Raw genomic sequence first — 18,966 nt, 5'->3', positions numbered from 1 at the left:
CTTGACCCGCGGGTCCATCCATCGAACTTTCTCTCGATGGATCGCCGGATCAAGTCCGGCGATGACGAGATGAGGAAGCTTACGCCGCTTCAGCAGCGAGCTTCTTGCCCTTCTCGACGGCTTCTTCGATGGTGCCGACCATGTAGAAGGCGGCTTCCGGCAGGTGGTCGTACTTGCCTTCCACCAGGCCCTTGAAGCCCTTGATGGTGTCGGCGAGGTCGACGAACTTGCCCGGCGAACCCGTGAAGATTTCGGCGACGTGGAACGGCTGCGACATGAAGCGCTCGACCTTGCGGGCGCGGGCCACCGTCAGCTTGTCCTCTTCCGAAAGCTCGTCCATGCCGAGAATGGCGATGATGTCCTGGAGCGCCTTGTAGCGCTGCAGCACCTGCTGGACCTGACGGGCGACCGCATAGTGCTCCTCGCCGACGACCAGCGGGGAGAGCATGCGCGAGGTCGAGTCGAGCGGGTCCACCGCCGGGTAGATGCCCTTTTCCGCGATCGAGCGCGACAGCGTGGTGGTCGCGTCAAGATGCGCGAACGAGGTCGCGGGCGCCGGGTCGGTCAAGTCGTCGGCCGGGACGTAGATGGCCTGCACCGAGGTGATCGAGCCCTTCTGCGTGGTGGTGATGCGCTCCTGCAGCGCGCCCATGTCGGTGGCGAGCGTCGGCTGATAACCCACCGCCGAAGGAATACGGCCGAGCAGCGCCGACACTTCCGAGCCGGCCTGGGTGAATCGGAAGATGTTGTCGACGAAGAACAGCACGTCCTGGCCCTTGTCGCGGAAGTCTTCCGCGATGGTCAGGCCGGTGAGCGCGACGCGAGCGCGGGCGCCCGGCGGCTCGTTCATCTGGCCGAACACCAGCGCGCACTTCGACTTCACGCTCGGATCCGGATTCTTAGGATCGGCGTTGACCTTGGACTCGATGAACTCGTGATAGAGGTCGTTGCCTTCGCGGGTGCGCTCGCCGACGCCGGCGAACACGGAGTAACCACCGTGCGCCTTCGCGACGTTGTTGATCAGCTCCTGAATCAGCACGGTCTTGCCGACGCCGGCGCCGCCGAACAGGCCGATCTTGCCGCCCTTCGCATACGGAGCAAGAAGATCGACGACCTTGATGCCGGTGACGAGAATCTCGGCTTCGGTCGACTGGTCGGTGTAGGTCGGCGCTTCCTGGTGGATGGGGCGCAGGGCTTCGGCCTTGACCGGGCCTGCTTCGTCGATCGGCTCGCCGATGACGTTGATGATGCGGCCGAGCGTGCCTTCGCCGACGGGAACGCGGATCGGCTCGCCGGTGTCGGTCACTTCCTGGCCGCGGACCAGACCTTCGGTCACGTCCATCGCGATCGTGCGGACCGTGGACTCACCGAGATGCTGCGCAACTTCCAGCACGAGGCGAATGTTGCCGTTCTTGGTTTCCAGCGAATTGAGAATGGCCGGGAGGTGGCCGCCCTCGAACTGAACGTCGACGACGGCGCCCATGACCTGGGTGACGCGACCGATCTGGTTAGCTGCTGTAGCCATGAAGCTCTCCTTCGAAATTCTGTACTTGAACGACCGTCGTTAGTTCGTGCGTCAGACCGCCTCGGCGCCGGAGATGATCTCGATCAGCTCCTTGGTGATCTGGGCTTGACGGGTTCGGTTATAGATCTGGGTTTGCTTGCGGATCATTTCGCCGGCGTTGCGGGTGGCGTTATCCATCGAGCTCATCTGCGCGCCGTAGAACGAAGCGTTGTTTTCCAGCAGCGCGCGGAAGATCTGCACCGCAATGTTGCGCGGCAACAGGCCCGACAGGAGTTCGTCCTCCTCCGGCTCATATTCGTAAGACGTCGACGGTGCATTCGCCGCCTTTTCTTCCACGACCAGCGGAATGAGCTGCTGCGCGGTCGGGATCTGGGCGATCACCGATTTGAACTGCGCGTAGAACAGCGTGCAGACGTCGAACTCGCCGTTGTCGAAGCGGGCAAGCACCTTCCTGGCGATGTCCTCGGCATTGACGAAGCCGAGCTGACGAACGCTGCGCAGGTCGAGATGCTCGACGATCTGCTTGTCGAACTGGCGGCGCAGCTGCTCGTAACCCTTGCGGCCGACGCAGAAGAACTTCACGTCCTTGCCCTGCGCCATCAGCGCCAGGGCGCGGTCGCGGGCGAGGCGCACGATCGAGGAGTTGAAGGCGCCGGACAGGCCGCGCTCGCCGGTGCAGACCAGCAGCAGGTGAACCTGGTCCTTGCCGGTGCCGGCGAGCAGCGCCGGTGCGCCGGGCGATCCCGCGGCGGCGCTGGCGATGTTGGAGATCACCGCGCTCATCTTGTCGGCATAGGGGCGTGCCGCCTCGGCCGCCTGCTGGGCGCGACGCAATCTGGACGCAGCGACCATCTGCATGGCCTTGGTGATCTTTTGCGTCGCCTTGGTGGAGGCGATGCGCACGCGCATGTCTTTAAGTGACGCCATTCTTCGTTCACCCCGGCGGTTCGACCCTTATGATCGAGCCGCTAGCCTATCCCAGTCGTCATGCCCGGGCTCGTCCCGGGCATCCACGTCTCCGTCTTCCACGCGGTAGCGTGGATGGCCGGGACTTCAAATGCGAAGACGCGCTTCGCGCTTTAGCCCGGCCATGACGGCTTGCTTATGCGAACGACTTCGCGAAACCTTCGACCACCGACTTCAGCTTGGCAGCGGTGTCGTCGGAGAGATCGCGGCTGTCGCGAATCGAGTTGAGGATGTCGGCGTTCTTGCCGCGCAGCAGCGAGAGCAGGCCGTCCTCGAACGCGCGCACCTTGTTGACCGGGAGCGGATCGAGATAGCCATTGGTGCCGGCCCAGATCACGCAGACCTGCTCTTCCATCTTCAGCGGCGAGAACTGCGGCTGCTTCAGGAGCTCGGTCAGGCGCGAGCCGCGGTTGAGCAGGCGCTGGGTCGAGGCGTCGAGGTCGGAGCCGAACTGCGCGAACGCCGCCATTTCGCGGTACTGCGCGAGCTCGCCCTTGATCTTGCCGGCGACCTTCTTGGTGGCCTTGGTCTGCGCCGACGAGCCGACGCGCGACACCGACAGACCGACGTTCACGGCGGGACGGATGCCCTGGAAGAACAGGTCGGTTTCCAGGAAGATCTGACCGTCGGTGATCGAGATGACGTTGGTCGGGATGTAGGCCGACACGTCGTTGGCCTGGGTTTCGATGACCGGCAGCGCCGTCAGCGAGCCCGAGCCGTGATCCTTGCTGAGCTTGGCCGCGCGCTCGAGCAGACGGGAATGCAGGTAGAACACGTCGCCCGGATAGGCTTCGCGGCCCGGCGGGCGGCGCAGCAGCAGCGACATCTGGCGGTAGGCGACGGCCTGCTTGGACAGATCGTCATAGATGATGACCGCGTGCATGCCGTTGTCGCGGAAGTACTCGCCCATGGTGCAGCCGGTGAAGGGCGCAATGTACTGCATCGGCGCCGGATCCGACGCGGTGGCAGCGACGACGATCGAGTATTCGAGCGCGCCCTGCTCTTCCAGCACCTTCACGAACTGGGCAACGGTCGAACGCTTCTGGCCGACCGCGACGTAGACGCAGTACAGCTTGATGTTCTCGTCGGGCTGGGCGTTGAGCGGCTTCTGGTTCAGGATGGTGTCGAGCGCGATCGCGGTCTTGCCCGTCTGACGGTCGCCGATGATCAGCTCGCGCTGGCCGCGGCCGATCGGGATCAGGGCGTCGATCGCCTTGAGGCCGGTCGCCATCGGCTCGCTCACCGACTTGCGCGGAATGATGCCGGGCGCCTTGACGTCGACGCGCATGCGCTTGTCGGCCTGGATCGGACCCTTGCCGTCGATGGGGTTGCCGAGCGCATCGACGACGCGGCCGAGCAGGCCCTTGCCGACCGGCGCGTCCACGATGGCGCGGGTGCGCTTGACGGTCTGGCCTTCCTTGATCTCGCGATCGGCACCAAAAATAACGACGCCGACATTGTCGGTTTCGAGGTTCAGCGCCATGCCGCGGGTGCCGTTCTCGAACTCGACCATTTCACCGGCCTGGACGTTGTCCAGACCGTAGACGCGGGCGATGCCGTCGCCGACGGACAGCACCTGTCCGACTTCGGAGACTTCAGCTTCCTGGCCGAAATTCTTGATCTGGTCCTTGAGGATCGCGGAAATTTCCGCGGCGCGGATGTCCATCAGCCTGCCTCTTTCATCGCGTGCTTGATCGAATTGAGTTTGGTGCGAAGCGAACCATCCACCATGCGGCTGCCCAGCTTGACGACGAGGCCACCGATGATCGAGGGATCGACTTTCACGTTCAGCGCGACGTCCTTGCCGGTCACCGACTTCAGGGCAACCTTGAGGGCGTCGAGATTCTTGTCAGAGAGCGCTTCCGCCACCGTGACATCGGCCGTCGTCTCGCCCTTGAACTTGGCGACGAGGACCCGGTAGGCACGGATGACGTCCGCCACCGCGAACAGGCGGCGGTTGGCGGTCAGCACTTTGAGGAAATTGGCGGAGATGCCGGCGATGCCGGCCTTGGCCAGCACGGCCGAGAGGGCCTTGGACTGGGCATCGGCCGCGAACACCGGGCTGCGGACGAGGCGCTTCAGATCGGCGCTTTCGTTCAACAAGGCATCGAATTTATCGAGATCGGCTTTGACTTCGTCGACCACTTTCTGGTCGCGAGCCAGTTCGAACAAGGCCGTTGCATAACGGCCGGACACACCGGAAACGGACGTATCTTCTGCAGCCACAGACGCGCTCTTTTTGCTGTCAAACTCGCAAGGGAAAAACCGTCGCCACGAAGCGGCGCCTAGCGATCCAAGCCCTTGGAATTCAAGCGGGACTTCGATTTTCGACCAGCACGGGAGGTGCCGGGCTCGTTAAAATCGCGGCTTTGCTAACATAGCAGGCGCGCAGGTGCAACATGACGCCAAATTAAAGGCACGAGGTTCTGTCGCCAGTTCGTCGCACTCTGCGATGTCGCGGGAGGCGATCGGCCACGGCCTGCCACGCGGTGGAATTGCGTCAGCTCTCGTCAGTTTCCCGCCGCTTCGTTCCTGCCTCCAGCGCATAGCCGCCATGTACACGGATCGCTTAACCGTGAATCCGGGCCTCGCCGTTCCACTCGCCGAATACTTACCCAATTCTAAACACGGGAAGCGATGACTTAGCTCTACAGTAATTAGAAGTAAACATGAGGTTAATAAATCGTTAAAGCCGAAGATTTCAAACTTAGAGCTGAATATCGGTCGCCGGTAACAAGTTATTTCAAGGCGACACCGAGCAGATTTACTGCCCAATTCGCGCCTCATTGGGAATCGAAACGCGGTCCCGCTCACAAACTGATGGGGGCTCCACTTGCCACACATGTGGCAATACTAGCGTAGGGACTAATAAATGCTGTCTTTGAAGACGCTGGGCCGTGCGACCCGGCCGCGTACGGCGATGGCTTTCGTTGCCGCAACTCTCCTTATCGGTGGAACTGCCACCGAGGCTTCCGCCAAATCCAGGCATCACCGTCACCACCATCATCACCGTCACCACGCCCAGGCCGACACCAGCGCGACCTCCGATTGGCGTAACGCCAATGCGTCGATGACGCCGACCTCCGGGACGGGCCGCAGCTTCTCGGGCATCGCGTCCTTTTACGGCAACGAGTCCGGCAGCAAGACGGCCTCGGGCCAGCGCTTCAACCAGAACGCCATGACCGCGGCGCACCGTTCGCTGCCGTTCGGCACCAAGCTGCGCGTCACCCATGGCGGCCAGAGCGTCGTCGTCACCATCAATGATCGCGGCCCGTTCATTCGCGGCCGTGTGCTCGACCTCTCCACGGGTGCAGCCCGCGCCATCGGCCTCACGGGTCGCGGCGTCGGCCGCGTCACCGCGGAAGTCATCTAAGGCGCTCGACGCGCCTCAGCTCAAGCGCGCAGTTTTCATCAGTTTGATGCGCGCATGAAACAAGCCCGCGGTCTTGGGGGACCGCGGGCTTTTTTATTCTCTGTCGTTCCGGGGCGCGCATCGCGCGTGTCCGGGAATGACGACGGAGGTCGTGGCGAAAGCGAGACACTACAAAAAGCTCTGCGGATCGACGTCGACTTCCAGCTTCTGATTGCCCTTCGGCTTCGGGCAGACGGCGAGCCAGTTGCGCAAATACTCGGACAGATCGAAGCCGCGGGCCGATTTCACCAGGATGCGGAAACGGTAGCGGCCCTTGATGACCGCAAGCGGCGCCTCCGCCGGGCCGAGCACCACCACGCGCTCGTCGCGCGGGGCCAGCGCGACCAGCTTGCGGCCGAAACCTTCCGCGCTCGGGCGGTCGCCCGCGGAGATGATCAGGCTCGCGAGCCGTCCGAACGGCGGATAGAGCGTCTTCTCGCGCAGATCGATCTCGCTGTCGTAGAAGGCCTCGCGGTCGCAGGCGATCAGCGCCTTCATCACGGGATGGTCGGGCTGGTGGGTCTGGAGATAGCCGACGCCGCGGCCCTGCTCGCGCCCGGCGCGGCCGATCACCTGATTGAGCAATTGCCAGGTGCGCTCCGCCGCGCGCGGATCGCCGTTGGACAGGCCGAGATCCGCATCGACCACGCCGACCAGATTGAGCCGCGGGAAGTTGTGGCCCTTGGCGACCAGCTGCGTGCCGATGATGATGTCGACGCGGCCTTCCGCGATCTCGGCAAGCTCGGAGCGCATGGTCTCGATCGAGGTGATGAGATCGCTCGACAGCACCATGGTGCGCGCGTCCGGGAACAGCGCCGCCGCCTCCTCCTGCAGGCGTTCGACGCCGGGCCCGACCGCGACCAGCGATTCCTCTGACGAGCAGTGCGGGCAGAGATGCGGACGCGGCATCGAGAAGCCGCAGTGATGACAGACGAGGCGCTGGCGGAAGCGGTGATCGACCAGCCAGGCATCGCAGATGGTGCAGGCGAAGCGGTGACCGCACGCCCGGCACAGCGTCAGCGGCGCATAGCCGCGGCGATTGAGGAACAGCAGCGCCTGCTCGCGCCGCTCGATCGCGGTCTTGATCTCGCCGGCAAGCCGCGGCGAGATGAAGCGGCCGCGCGCAGGCGGCTCGCGGCGCAGATCGATCGCCTCGATATGCGGCATGTGCTGGCCGCCGAAGCGCGAGGGCAGCGCGACGCGCTGATAGCGGTTCTTGCGCGCATTCACCTCGGACTCGACCGACGGCGTGGCCGAGGCCAGCACGATCGGGATCTTTGCGATATGCGCGCGCACCACCGCCATGTCGCGGGCATGGTAATGCACGCCCTCGTCCTGCTTGTAGGCCTGGTCGTGCTCCTCATCGACCACGATGAGGCCGAGATTGGCGTAAGGCAGGAACAGAGCCGAGCGCGCGCCGACCACGACCGGCGCGGTGCCTGCGGAGATCGCGGCCCAATTGCGCGCGCGGGTGCGCGGGGTCAGCTCCGAATGCCATTCGATCGGCCGCACGCCGAAGCGTTGCGCGAAACGATCGAGGAACTGGCCGGTGAGCGCGATCTCCGGCATCAGGATCAGCGATTGCTTGCCGCGGCGGATCGTTTCCGCAACGGCCTCGAAATAGACCTCGGTCTTGCCCGAGCCGGTGACCCCGTCGAGCAGCGCGACGTGGAAGGTGCCGTTGGCCGCGAGCGCGCGCATCGCATCGACGCCGGCCCGCTGCAGCGGCGAGAAATCCGGACGGCCGAAATCCGGATCGGGCGCCGGCGGCGGCGCAGGCGGCGGCATCGGCTCGACCGTGAGCGTTCCTTCGTCGACGAGACCGTCGATCACGCCGGCCGAGACGCCGGCCTCCTTGGCGGCCTCGGACTTGCCGTGCAGCAGCCGGTCCGACAGCACCTCGATCACGCGCTGGCGCGCGGGCGTCAGGCGCTTCGGGGGATCGCCGACCAGGCGCACGCCGGGGCGCACCCGCTCGGGGCCCAGATTCTCGCCCATCCGCAGGCACATCCGCAGCACCATGCCGCGCGGGCTCAGCGTGTAATTGGCGACCCAGTCGACCACCGAACGCAGCTCGGGCTTGAGCGGCGGGATGTCGAGCTTCTCGCTGACCTCCTTAAGGCGGTTGTGCAGGCGCGGATCGGGATTGGCGTTTTCGCCCCAGACCACGGCCAGCACCTCGCGGGGCCCCAGCGGCACGCCGACGAGATCGCCGGCCTTCAGCTCCATCCCGCGCGGCACCTTGTAGGAATAGGTCTGGTCGAGCGCGACCGGCACCAGCACGTCGACCATGCGGGTCGCGTTGGCGGGGGCGGTCGTGCTGCGCGACGAATGATCCATGAAGGGAGAATCGGAACCTGAGATGCCGAGGCTAGCGCCACGGGCCGACCTTAGCGAACGATAAACGAGTGTGATGCGATATACTGTGCGGAATCACCACGTCCAGAGCGCATGAGCAAAGCGGCCGTCCCACACATCGAGCTTGCCAGCGCCGATCCCTCGATCGCGCAGGAGATGGCGCGCTGGCTGTCGCATCTCGGCGCCGAGCGGCGGCTGTCGCCGAAGACGCTGGAGGCCTATGGCCGCGACTTGCGGCAGTGCCTGGATTTTCTCTGCAGCCATTGGGGCGAGCGCGTGACGCTCGAACGGTTTGCCTCACTGGAAGCGACCGACATCCGCGCCTTCATGGCGATGCGCCGCGCCGACGACATTGCCGGGCGCAGCCTGATGCGCGCGCTCGCCGGCCTGCGCTCGTTCGGGCGTTTCCTCGAACGCGAGGGCAAGGGCAAGGTCGGCGCGCTCTCCGCGATCCGTGCGCCAAAAGTTGCGAAGAGCCTGCCGAAGCCGCTGCCGATGGCGTCGGCCAAACGGCTTGCCGATGCCGACGAGCGCGCCGGCGAGGAACGCGAGACCTGGGTTCTCGCGCGCGACGCTGCGGTGATGGCGCTTTTGTATGGCTCTGGTCTGCGCATCTCCGAAGCCTTGGGGCTGAAGCGCCGCGAGGTGCCGCGGCCCGGCGAAGGCGACGTGCTGGTCGTGACAGGCAAAGGCAACAAGACCCGCATGGTGCCGGTGCTGCAGAACGTGCTCGCGCTGGTGCAGGAATATGTTTCGATGTGCCCGTATCCGCTGCCGGCGGACGGCCCGATCTTCGTCGGTGCGCGCGGCGGCCCCTTGAGCCCGCGCATCATCCAGCTCGCGATGGAGCGGCTGCGCGGCGCGCTCGGCCTGCCCGACAGCGCGACGCCGCATGCGCTCCGGCACTCTTTCGCCACGCATCTCCTATCCCGCGGCGGCGATTTGCGGGCGATCCAGGAATTGCTCGGCCATTCCTCGCTCTCGACCACGCAGGTCTATACCGGCATCGATTCCGAGCGGCTGCTCGAAGTCTATGCGAGCGCGCATCCGCGGCGCTGAAGCAGCGCGCGATCCTGACATGAAGCTGTCACAGCGTGCGTGCCTCTTGCGCGGCAGCCGCGGTTCGGTCAATCGTTGCGGAACCGACCAAGAGGGGAATCATGAGCGCACATGAAAGCATGGAGCATGCCGAGCACGCCGAACACGCGTCCGGCTCGAACAAGAAGATCGCGCTCCTGATCGCCGTTCTGGCGCTGTTTTTGGCGATCTCGGAGACGCTCGGCAAGGGCGCTCAAACCGAATCGATCAGCAAGAACGTCGAGGCAGCCAATCTCTGGGCGTTCTTCCAGGCCAAGAGCATCCGCCGCACCGTGGTGCTGACCGCGGCCGAGCAGGGCAAGCTGACGCTGGGCGGCACGACCGACGATGCGATGAAGGCGACGGTGCAGAAGCAGGTCGACGACTGGACCAAGACCGCGCAGCGCTACCGCTCCGAGCCCGAGACCGGCGAAGGCACCGAGCAGCTCGCGGAGAAGGCCAAGCATGCCGAGCACGCGCGCGACGAGGCGACCGCGAAATATCATCATTTCGAGCTGGCCTCGGCCGCCTTCCAGATCGGCATCGTGCTGGCGTCGGCCACCATCATCACCGGCATGATCGCGCTCGCTTATGTCGGCGGCGCGCTGACGATCGCCGGCCTCTTCATGACCGCGCTCGGCCTGTGGTGGCCGCATCTGCTGCATTTGCATTGAGGGGCTGATGCGGCGCATGTGCCGTCACACAGACAGTGTCATGCCACGGCTTGACCGGGGCATCCAGTACCCCGCAGCTTCACGATTCTAGCCTCGCTGTCTCTGGAATACTGGATCGCCCGGTCAAGCCGGGCGATGACACTGAATGTGTAGAGACAGCACCGATTATGCGGCGAACAGCCAGCCTATCGCGCCTGGTGCACGCTCTTGCGAAAGCGCTGGATCAGGCGGAGCGTACGCGACGACCAGCCCTCGCCGTTGCCGGCGATCAGCTCGCGGATGCGGCGCTTGATCGGGTCGACCAGCTCGGCGGCCTTGGCGCGCACCTTCAGCACCAGATCATAGACCCGCTCGAACCAGTGCATCTCCAAAAGCTTGGCGCGCGTCACGTCGAACACGAAGGCGGTGACACCGACGCCGAGCATCTTCGCGAAGAGAAACGTCGATACGCCGCTCAGCCAATAGTCGTGGGCGAGCAGCCACAGGCCGATCAGCTTGAGCGGAAACAGCGGGATGACCGGCACGGCGAACACGATCAGCGTCATGGCTGGCGACAGCGCATCGACGCGCTCGGTCAGCCATTGCTTGAAGCGCGCGAGCGGGATGGCTGCGACGACCCTGGCGACGATCGGCTCGAGATGGTCCCACAGCCAGGCTTCGATCAGAAAGACGATCGCCAGCAGAACCCAGACCGGTTGAAGAAGGCGGCGCAGCATGTGTTTCCCGCCCGATTCGACGTTGGGCGCGTCGCTACATATGGATGGCCCGCTTGCCGACTGCAAGCGCGGCTTCCTTGACCGCTTCCGAGCGGGTCGGATGCGCGTGGCAGGTCCGCGCGAGATCCTCCGCACTGCCGCCAAACTCCATGAGAACGCAGGCTTCATGGATCATTTCGCCGGCTTCGCGGCCGATAATGTGCACGCCGAGCACGCGATCGGTCTTCGCATCTGCGAGAATCTTCACAAAGCCGTCGGTGGTCTGGTTGACCTTGGAACGGCCATTGGCGGTGAACGGAAACTTTCCGACGGTATAAGCCACGCCCGCCTGCTTGAGTTCCTCCTCGGTCTTGCCGACGGAGGACACTTCCGGCGTGGTGTACACGACGCCCGGGATCACGTCGTAGTTCACGTGCCCGGCCTGGCCCGCGATGATCTCGGCAACCGCAACGCCTTCATCCTCGGCCTTGTGCGCCAGCATCGGGCCGGCGACGACGTCGCCGATGGCGTAGACACCCTTCAGGCTGGTGGCGAAATGCGGATCGATCTGCACCCGGCCGCGATTGTCCAGCGCGACGCCGGCTTCCTTCAGACCGAGCCCATCGGTGTAGGGAACGCGGCCGATGCAGACGAGCACGACGTCGGCTTCCAATGTCTCCGCCGCGCCGCCGGCAGCGGGCTCGACCGTCGCCTTCAGCGTCTTGCCGGAGGTGTCAACGCCCGTAACCTTTGCGCCAAGCTTGAACGCAAAGCCCTGCTTCTCGAGGAGGCGCTGGAATTGTTTTGCGATCTCGCCGTCCATGCCGGGCAGGATGCGGTCGAGGAATTCGACGACGGCGACTTCGGCGCCGAGACGCTTCCATACCGAGCCGAGCTCGAGGCCGATCACGCCGGCGCCGACGATCAAGAGCTTGCCGGGGACCTTGTCGAGCGACAGCGCGCCGGTCGAGGAGACGATGCGCTTCTCGTCGATCTCGATGCCCTTGAGACGCGCAATGTCCGAGCCGGTGGCGATGACGATGTTCCTGGTCTCGACCACCTGCGACTTGCCATCGGCGGAGACTTCGACCTTGCCGGTCCCGAGAATCTTGCCGGCGCCCTTGAGCACGTCGATCTTGTTCTTCTTCATCAGGAACTCGACGCCCTTGACGTTGCCGTCGATGCCCTGCTGCTTGAAGTTCATCATCGCGGGCAGATCGAGCTTCGGCGTCGAAACGCTGACGCCCATCTTGGCGAAGGAGTGGCCGGCTTCCTCGAACATTTCGGAGGCGTGCAGCAGCGCCTTCGAGGGCATGCAGCCGACATTGAGGCAGGTGCCGCCAAGCGTGGCGTTCTTTTCGACGACTGCGACCTTCATGCCGAGCTGGCTGGCGCGCACCGCGCAGACATAACCGCCCGGTCCGGTGCCGATGACGACGAGATCGTAGGTAGCCATGAGAGGAAGTCCCGTAGGTTTGGCGTGATGAGGATGTGTCAGCGTCCGCGCGGCGCGTCAGCGTCCGCCGGACACATCGAGAGTGGCTGCGGTGACGTAGGACGCCTCGTCCGACATCAGCCAGACGATGGCGCTCGCGATTTCATCGGCGGTGCCGACGCGCTTCATCGGCACCATATGGGCGAGACGATGGTGCCGGTCGGGCTCGCCGCCCGAGGCGTGGATCTCGGTGTCGATCAGGCCGGGGCGAATGCCCGCGACACGAATGCCTTCGCCGGCGACCTCATAGCCGAGGCCGGTGGTGAAGGAATCGATCGCGCCCTTGGACGCGGCGTAATCGACATAAGTGTTGGGCGCGCCGAGCTTCGCAGCAACCGACGACAGATTGACGATGACGCCGCCCTTGCCGCCATGCTTGGTCGACATTCGCTTCACGGCCTCGCGCGCGCAAAGGATGGAGCCCGTGACGTTGACCGCCAGCACGCGCTGGATGCGCTCGGCCGACATCTCGTCGACGCGCACGCCGCTCTGTCCGACGATGCCGCCATTGTTGACGAGGGCCCCGAGCGTGCCGAACTTGTCGGCTTCCTTGAACAGGTTGATGATGTCGCTTTCCTCGGCGACATCGCATTTCACCGCCACGGCCTTGCCGTTGCTGGCCTCGATCTGCGCGACCACCTCGTCGGCGGCCTGCTTGTTGCTGGCATAGCCGACCACGACGCGATAACCGCGCGCAGCCGCCGCGATCGCGGTCGCCCGCCCGATGCCGCGGCTGCCGCCGGTGATGACAACGACTTTATCCGTCACGCGCGCCTCCATGGTTCGACACGCGCCGCCGCGCATGGCGACGGCGCTCGCAGAGCATCAGGGATCAGAGATCGAGCACCAGGCGCGCCGGATCTTCCAGGCTCTCCTTGACGCGAACCAGGAAGGTGACGGCTTCCTTGCCGTCGATGACGCGGTGATCGTAGGACAGCGCCAGATACATCATCGGGCGAACCTCGATCTTGCCGCCGACGACCATCGGCCGCTCCTGGATCTTGTGCATGCCGAGAATGCCGGACTGCGGCGCGTTCAGGATCGGGGTCGACATCAGCGAGCCGTAGATGCCGCCATTGGTGATGGTGAAGGTGCCGCCCTGCATCTCGTCGATCTTGAGCTGGCCGTCACGGGCGCGGCGGCCGAAATCGGCGATGCCCTTCTCGATGTCGGAGATCGACTTGTGGTCGCAGTCGCGCACGACCGGCACGACCAGGCCCTTGTCGGTGCCGACGGCGACGCCGATGTGGTAGTAGTTCTTGTAGATCAGATCGGTGCCGTCGATCTCGGCGTTGACGGCCGGGATGTCCTTCAGCGCCTGCACGACGGCCTTGGTGAAGAAACCCATGAAGCCGAGCTTGGCGCCATGCTTCTTCTCGAACGCGTCCTTGTAGTGCGCGCGCAGCGCCATGACGTTGGTCATGTCGACCTCGTTGAAGGTCGTGAGCATGGCCGCGGTGTTCTGCACGTCCTTGAGCCGGCGCGCGATGGTCTGGCGCAGGCGGGTCATCTTGACGCGCTCTTCGCGGGCGGCGTCATCGGCAGGCGACGGCGCGCGGACCTGAACGGCCGCGGCGGGCTGGTTGACCGGGGTCGGCGCGGAAGCCGCACGCTCGATCGCAGCGAGCATGTCGCCCTTGGTGACACGGCCGTCCTTGCCGGAGCCCGGAACGGTGGAGGCATCGACGCCGGTCTCGGCAGAGAGTTTTCGCACGGAAGGCGCGAGCGGAGCGTCGGCCGGGGGCGCCTTCGGCGCGGCGGGCGCAGCAGCCGGAGCTGCGGCAGCGGGTGCCGGAGCAGCAGCAGGCTTGGCGGGAGCCGCAGCGGGCTTGGCTGCGCCGGCACCGTCGGTGATCTGGCCGAGCAACGCGCCGACCGCGACGGTCGCGCCATCGGCGGCGATGATCTCGCTCAGCGTGCCCGCGGAGGGCGCCGGGACTTCGATGGTGACTTTGTCGGTCTCGAGCTCGACCAAGGGCTCGTCGACGGCGACGGGATCGCCGGCCTTCTTGAACCAGCGGCCGATGGTGGCCTCGGTGACGGATTCGCCGAGCGTCGGCACACGAATTTCAGTCATGGTCTCTTCCTTAAGGGATCGCCGGTGCGGTCAGTGCGGTCATAAGTCGATCGTCAACGGCCGGCGAAAAGCAGGCCATCCAGCAAGCCGGAACGCCGGCATTCACGTCACGGCTAGTGGATGCCCCGCTCCAATGCGCGGGTTGCGCACGAGGCGGGGCATGACGCAGTTCAAAAAAGTTCAGCTCAGTGCTTCGTCCAGGAACGCCTTCAACTGCGCCTGATGCTTGGACATCAGACCTGTCGCGGTCGCGGCGGAGGCGGCGCGGCCGACATAACGCGGACGCCGGCTCACGCCGTTCACCTGGTTCAGCACCCATTCCAGATACGGCTCGATGAAGTGCCAGGCGCCCATGTTGCGCGGCTCTTCCTGGCACCACACCATCTCGGCCTTCTTGAAGCGGGACAGCTCGGCCACCAGCGCCTTCAGCGGCACCGGATAGAGCTGCTCGACGCGCATCAGATAGATGTCGTCGATGCCGCGCTTCTCGCGCTCCTCGTAGAGGTCGTAATAGACCTTGCCGGAGCACAGCACGATGCGGCGGATCTTGTCGTCGGCGACGAGCTTGGTCGCCTCGCTCGGCAGCATCTGGGCGTCATCATAGAGGATGCGGTGGAACGTCGTTCCCTTCGCGAGTTCCTCCAGACGCGACACCGCCCGCTTGTGGCGCAGCAGCGATTTCGGCGTCATCACGATCAGCGGCTTGCGGATCTCGCGGTGGAGCTGGCGCCGCAGCACGTGGAAGTAGTTCGCCGGCGTGGTCGGATAGACCACCTGCATGTTGTCTTCCGCACACATCTGCAGATAACGCTCGAGGCGCGCCGAGGAGTGCTCCGGTCCCTGTCCCTCATAGCCGTGCGGCAGGAGGCAGACGAGGCCGGACATGCGCAACCATTTGCGCTCGCCCGAGGAGATGAACTGATCGAACACGACCTGGGCGCCGTTGGCGAAGTCGCCGAACTGGGCTTCCCACAGCGTCAGCGTGTTCGGCTCGGCGAGCGAGTAGCCGTATTCGAAGCCGAGCACGGCCTCTTCCGACAGCAGCGAGTTGATGACCTCGTAATGGCCCTGCTCGTTGCCGAGATGGTTGAACGGCGTGTAACGGCTCTCGTCTTCCTGGTCGATCAGCACCGAGTGACGCTGCGAGAAGGTGCCGCGCTCCGAATCCTGGCCGGACAGACGGACGTGGTGGTTTTCCTGGAGCAGCGTGCAGAACGCCAGCGCCTCGCCGGTCGCCCAATCGATCCCGACGCCGTTGTCGATCGCCTTCGAGCGGTTCTCGAGGAAACGCTGGATGGTGCGGTGGACGCGGAAGCCGTCCGGCACCTTGGTGATCTTGCGGCCGATGTCCTTGAGAACAGGAAGATCAACGCCAGTGACGCCGCGGCGCGCGTCCTCTTCCTGATCGGCGATCTTGAAGCCGGACCACTTGCCGTCGAGCCAGTCGGCCTTGTTCGGCTTGTAGGAGGTGCCGGCCTCGAACTCGGCATCGAGCCGCGCCCGCCAGTCGGCCTTCAGCTTGTCGACTTCACCCTCGGTGACCACGCCTTCGGCGATCAGGCGCTTGGAGTAGAGAGTGAGGGTCGAGGGATGGGCCGCGATCCGCTTGTACATCACGGGCTGTGTGAATGCCGGCTCGTCGCCTTCGTTGTGGCCGTAGCGGCGATAGCACCACATGTCGATGACGACGGGCTTGTGGAACTTCTGCCGGAACTCGATCGCGACCTTGGCCGCGAACACCACGGCTTCCGGATCGTCGCCGTTCACGTGGAAGATCGGCGCGTCGATCATCTTCGCCACGTCCGATGGATAGGGCGAGGACCGCGAGTAGCGCGGATAGGTGGTGAAGCCGATCTGGTTGTTGACGATGAAGTGCATGGAGCCGCCGGTGCGGTAGCCCTTCAGGTCGGACAGGCCAAAGCATTCAGCGACGACGCCCTGGCCGGCAAACGCGGCGTCGCCATGCATCAGCAGCGGCATGACGGAGATGCGCATGTCCGGCGGATCGCCGTGCTGGTCCTGCTTGGCGCGGACCTTGCCGAGCACGACGGGATCGACGATCTCGAGATGCGAGGGGTTCGCGGTCAGCGACAGATGGATCCGGTTGCCGTCGAACTCGCGGTCCGAGGAGGCGCCGAGATGATATTTGACGTCGCCGGAGCCTTCGACCGCGTCGGGATTGGCCGAGCCGCCCTTGAACTCGTGGAACAGCGCGCGATGCGCCTTGCCCATCACCTGGGTCAGCACGTTGAGGCGGCCGCGATGCGGCATGCCCAGCACGATCTCCTTCACGCCGAGATTGCCGCCGCGCTTGATGATCTGCTCCAGCGCCGGGATCAGCGCTTCAGCGCCGTCCAGACCGAAGCGCTTGGTGCCGGTGAACTTGGTGTCGCAGAACTTCTCGAAGCCCTCGGCTTCGACCAGCTTGGTCAGGATGGCCCTGCGGCCTTCGGGGGTAAACGAGATTTCCTTATCGGGTCCCTCGATACGCTCCTGGATCCACGCCTTCTGCGCGGCGTTGCTGATATGCATGAACTCGACGCCGAGCGTCTGGCAGTAGGTGCGCTCGCAGATCGCGGTGATCTCGCGCAGCGTGCCATATTCGAGGCCGAGCACGTGATCGAGGAAGATCTTGCGGTCGAAATCGGCTTCGCTGAAGCCATAGGTGCGCGGGTCGAGCTCTTCGCGGTTGCGCTGGGCTTCGATGCCGAGCGGATCGAGCTTGGCGTGGAAGTGGCCGCGCATGCGGTAGGAGCGGATCAGCATCAGGGCGCGGACGGAGTCGCGCGTCGCCTGAAGCACGTCGGCGAAGGAGATGTCGGCGCCCTTGTCGCCTCCCTTGGCCTGCGCCCTGGCGGCGATCTTGGCGCCGACCGCCTTCTCGACTTCGGCCCAATTGCCGTCGAGGGCGGAGGTCAGATCGTCCTGCGGGGTCAGCGGCCAGTTGGCGCGCTCCCAGGACGGGCCCTCGGCGTTCTTGCTGATGTCAGAGGGCTGGTCGTTCAGGCTCTTGAAGAATTCCCGCCACTCGGCGTCGACCGAGGACGGGTCCTTCTCGTAGCGGGCGTAGATTTCGTCGATGTAGGTGGCGTTGGTGCCCTGCAAAAAGGAGGACAGAGCAAAGGCTGCGTTCGCGTCCTGGCGAGACATACTGGAGTTCCTGGCGATTTCGGTTCGCGCATAACAAACGGCGCTGGCGCCGAGCTCCCCGGCAGAGGCTCGACGCGACAGGCACCCTTTACCCTATTTGCTGCGAAACTTCGCCCGGAAAAGCACGAAGAAGTGAATTAGCCCTTCAACTTTTCGGCAAGCGTATGACCGAGGCGCGCGGGCGACGGAGAGACCGTGATTCCGGCCGATTTCATCGCTTCGGTCTTGGAACCGGCGTCGCCCTTGCCGCCCGAGATGATCGCGCCGGCATGGCCCATGCGGCGGCCGGGAGGTGCGGTGACACCGGCAATGAAGCCGACCATCGGCTTCTTGCGGCCGCGCTTGGCCTCGTCCTTGAGGAACTGGGCGGCGTCCTCCTCGGCGGAACCGCCGATCTCGCCGATCATGATGATCGATTCGGTCTTGGGGTCGGCGAGCAACATTTCCAGCACGTCGATGAACTCGGTTCCCTTGACCGGGTCGCCGCCGATGCCGACCGCAGTGGTCTGGCCGAGGCCTTCCTGGGAGGTCTGGAACACGGCTTCATAGGTCAGAGTTCCGGAGCGGGAGACGATGCCGACGCTACCGGTCTTGAAGATGTTGGCCGGCATGATGCCGATCTTGCACTCGCCGGCGGTCATGACGCCGGGGCAGTTCGGCCCGATCAGGCGCGACTTGGAACCGATCAGCGAGCGCTTCACGCGCACCATGTCGACGACAGGAATGCCCTCGGTGATGCAGACGATCAGCGGGATCTCGGCGTCGATGGCCTCGCAGATCGCGTCGGCCGCGCCCGGCGGCGGCACGTAGATCACCGAGGCATCGGCACCGGTCTTCTCACGCGCATCGCGCACGGTGTCGAACACCGGCAGGCCCAGATGGGTCGAGCCACCCTTGCCCGGCGAGGTGCCGCCGACCATCTTGGTGCCATAGGCCATCGCAGCCTCCGAGTGGAAGGTGCCATTCTTGCCGGTGAAGCCCTGGCAGATGACCTTGGTGTTCTTGTCGATCAGGATGGACATGAGGTCTGCTTTCGCGAACTAACGAGTGAGAGGTCAGTGGATGCGGCGGTAGACGCCGGTGAGGACATCGGCCCAGCCTTCCGCGTCCGGCGAGAACTGGATCTTCAACGAGTAGGAATTGTCGTCGATGATCTCGTAGACGTGGCGCGCATTGCCGCGGAGCGAGCCGCGCACCAGCGTCAGGGTCTTGCCGACCCACCCGCCGGAGGCGGGTGCGGGCGGCGTGTAGCCGAGCGAGTCGTACCAGAACAGTTTGTAGGTCCGGTCGTCGCGGTCGTAGGTGAAGATGCCGTGGGTGGCGAAGACCTGCTTGCCGTCGCGCATCTGGACCGAGTCCTGGATCAGGTAGAACCCGTTGAGGTCCATGCGCGCGACGATGTGCGAGGTCGCCGGCCCGCCTTCCGTCCAGCGTGACGGAAAGACCACCTCTTCGCCATTCCATTCGCCGGCGAACGCGGCGAGACGCGCATGCTCTGCAAGTGGAGATGAAGCGGCGAGATGGTCCTGGGCCATCG

Annotated in this window: 15 protein-coding genes; 3 read left to right on the top strand and 12 right to left on the bottom strand. The window is 64.9% G+C overall.

Features of this window, described 5'->3' with window-relative positions; translation table 11 throughout:
* Positions 1-79: 79 nt before the first annotated feature.
* The 4 genes from atpD to HAP40_RS02005 all read right to left on the bottom strand — a co-directional run bounded on the left by atpD (position 80) and on the right by HAP40_RS02005 (position 4,717).
* Positions 80-1,525, bottom strand: coding sequence for a F0F1 ATP synthase subunit beta (atpD, locus tag HAP40_RS02020; RefSeq protein ID WP_166811246.1), 1,446 nt, complete (start codon positions 1,523-1,525; stop codon positions 80-82).
* A 51-nt stretch (positions 1,526-1,576) separates the two neighbouring features.
* The gene (locus HAP40_RS02015) at positions 1,577-2,452 is read right to left on the bottom strand and encodes a F0F1 ATP synthase subunit gamma (protein WP_166811248.1); all 876 of its coding nucleotides are present in this window, start codon (positions 2,450-2,452) and stop codon (positions 1,577-1,579) included.
* A gap of 175 nt (positions 2,453-2,627) precedes the next feature.
* Complete coding sequence (atpA, locus tag HAP40_RS02010; protein ID WP_166811250.1) at positions 2,628-4,157, bottom strand: F0F1 ATP synthase subunit alpha; 1,530 nt, start codon at positions 4,155-4,157, stop codon at positions 2,628-2,630.
* Positions 4,157-4,717 (bottom strand): F0F1 ATP synthase subunit delta, encoded by a 561-nt coding sequence (locus HAP40_RS02005; RefSeq protein ID WP_166811252.1) that lies wholly within the window; start codon positions 4,715-4,717, stop codon positions 4,157-4,159. The genes atpA and HAP40_RS02005 overlap by 1 nt, the downstream gene beginning before the upstream one ends.
* Before the next feature lie 646 nt (positions 4,718-5,363).
* On the opposite strand from HAP40_RS02005, the gene HAP40_RS02000 reads away from it, so the two are divergent.
* Positions 5,364-5,864 (top strand): septal ring lytic transglycosylase RlpA family protein, encoded by a 501-nt coding sequence (locus HAP40_RS02000; RefSeq protein WP_166811254.1) that lies wholly within the window; start codon positions 5,364-5,366, stop codon positions 5,862-5,864.
* A 168-nt stretch (positions 5,865-6,032) separates the two neighbouring features.
* On the opposite strand, the gene HAP40_RS01995 is transcribed toward HAP40_RS02000, so the two are convergent.
* Positions 6,033-8,243, bottom strand: coding sequence for a primosomal protein N' (locus tag HAP40_RS01995; RefSeq protein ID WP_166811256.1), 2,211 nt, complete (start codon positions 8,241-8,243; stop codon positions 6,033-6,035).
* A 111-nt stretch (positions 8,244-8,354) separates the two neighbouring features.
* Here HAP40_RS01995 and HAP40_RS01990 point away from each other — a divergent pair, with 111 nt between their 5' ends.
* Together HAP40_RS01990 and HAP40_RS01985 are read left to right on the top strand one after the other, a co-directional pair.
* Complete coding sequence (locus tag HAP40_RS01990) at positions 8,355-9,320, top strand: tyrosine recombinase XerC (RefSeq protein WP_166811258.1); 966 nt, start codon at positions 8,355-8,357, stop codon at positions 9,318-9,320.
* 101 nt (positions 9,321-9,421) lie between these two features.
* Positions 9,422-10,012: a DUF4337 domain-containing protein gene (locus tag HAP40_RS01985; RefSeq protein WP_166811260.1), complete on the top strand. Its 591-nt coding sequence runs from the start codon at positions 9,422-9,424 to the stop codon at positions 10,010-10,012.
* 185 nt (positions 10,013-10,197) lie between these two features.
* On the opposite strand, the gene HAP40_RS01980 is transcribed toward HAP40_RS01985, so the two are convergent.
* The 7 genes from HAP40_RS01980 to HAP40_RS01950 all read right to left on the bottom strand — a co-directional run bounded on the left by HAP40_RS01980 (position 10,198) and on the right by HAP40_RS01950 (position 18,964).
* Positions 10,198-10,728: a hypothetical protein gene (locus HAP40_RS01980; protein ID WP_166811262.1), complete on the bottom strand. Its 531-nt coding sequence runs from the start codon at positions 10,726-10,728 to the stop codon at positions 10,198-10,200.
* 34 nt (positions 10,729-10,762) lie between these two features.
* On the bottom strand, positions 10,763-12,163 hold the full coding sequence (lpdA, locus tag HAP40_RS01975; RefSeq protein ID WP_166811263.1) for a dihydrolipoyl dehydrogenase: 1,401 nt from the start codon (positions 12,161-12,163) through the stop codon (positions 10,763-10,765).
* Between the two features lie 57 nt (positions 12,164-12,220).
* Positions 12,221-12,982: an SDR family oxidoreductase gene (locus HAP40_RS01970; protein WP_208024836.1), complete on the bottom strand. Its 762-nt coding sequence runs from the start codon at positions 12,980-12,982 to the stop codon at positions 12,221-12,223.
* Positions 12,983-13,034: 52 nt separating this feature from the next.
* The gene (gene odhB, locus HAP40_RS01965; RefSeq protein ID WP_166811267.1) at positions 13,035-14,279 is read right to left on the bottom strand and encodes a 2-oxoglutarate dehydrogenase complex dihydrolipoyllysine-residue succinyltransferase; all 1,245 of its coding nucleotides are present in this window, start codon (positions 14,277-14,279) and stop codon (positions 13,035-13,037) included.
* A 180-nt stretch (positions 14,280-14,459) separates the two neighbouring features.
* A complete protein-coding gene (locus HAP40_RS01960) occupies positions 14,460-17,429 on the bottom strand; it encodes a 2-oxoglutarate dehydrogenase E1 component (protein WP_166811269.1) in 2,970 nt (989 codons plus the stop codon).
* Between the two features lie 137 nt (positions 17,430-17,566).
* On the bottom strand, positions 17,567-18,451 hold the full coding sequence (gene sucD, locus HAP40_RS01955; RefSeq protein WP_166811271.1) for a succinate--CoA ligase subunit alpha: 885 nt from the start codon (positions 18,449-18,451) through the stop codon (positions 17,567-17,569).
* A gap of 33 nt (positions 18,452-18,484) precedes the next feature.
* A complete protein-coding gene (locus tag HAP40_RS01950) occupies positions 18,485-18,964 on the bottom strand; it encodes a DUF1579 domain-containing protein (RefSeq protein WP_166811273.1) in 480 nt (159 codons plus the stop codon).
* Positions 18,965-18,966: the final 2 nt, after the last annotated feature.

Source organism: Bradyrhizobium sp. 1(2017) (assembly GCF_011602485.2).
Classification (GTDB): Bacteria; Pseudomonadota; Alphaproteobacteria; order Rhizobiales; family Xanthobacteraceae; genus Bradyrhizobium.
The sequence above is the reverse complement of the archived record's forward strand: the minus strand, read 5'-3'. Positions and strand labels throughout refer to the sequence as shown.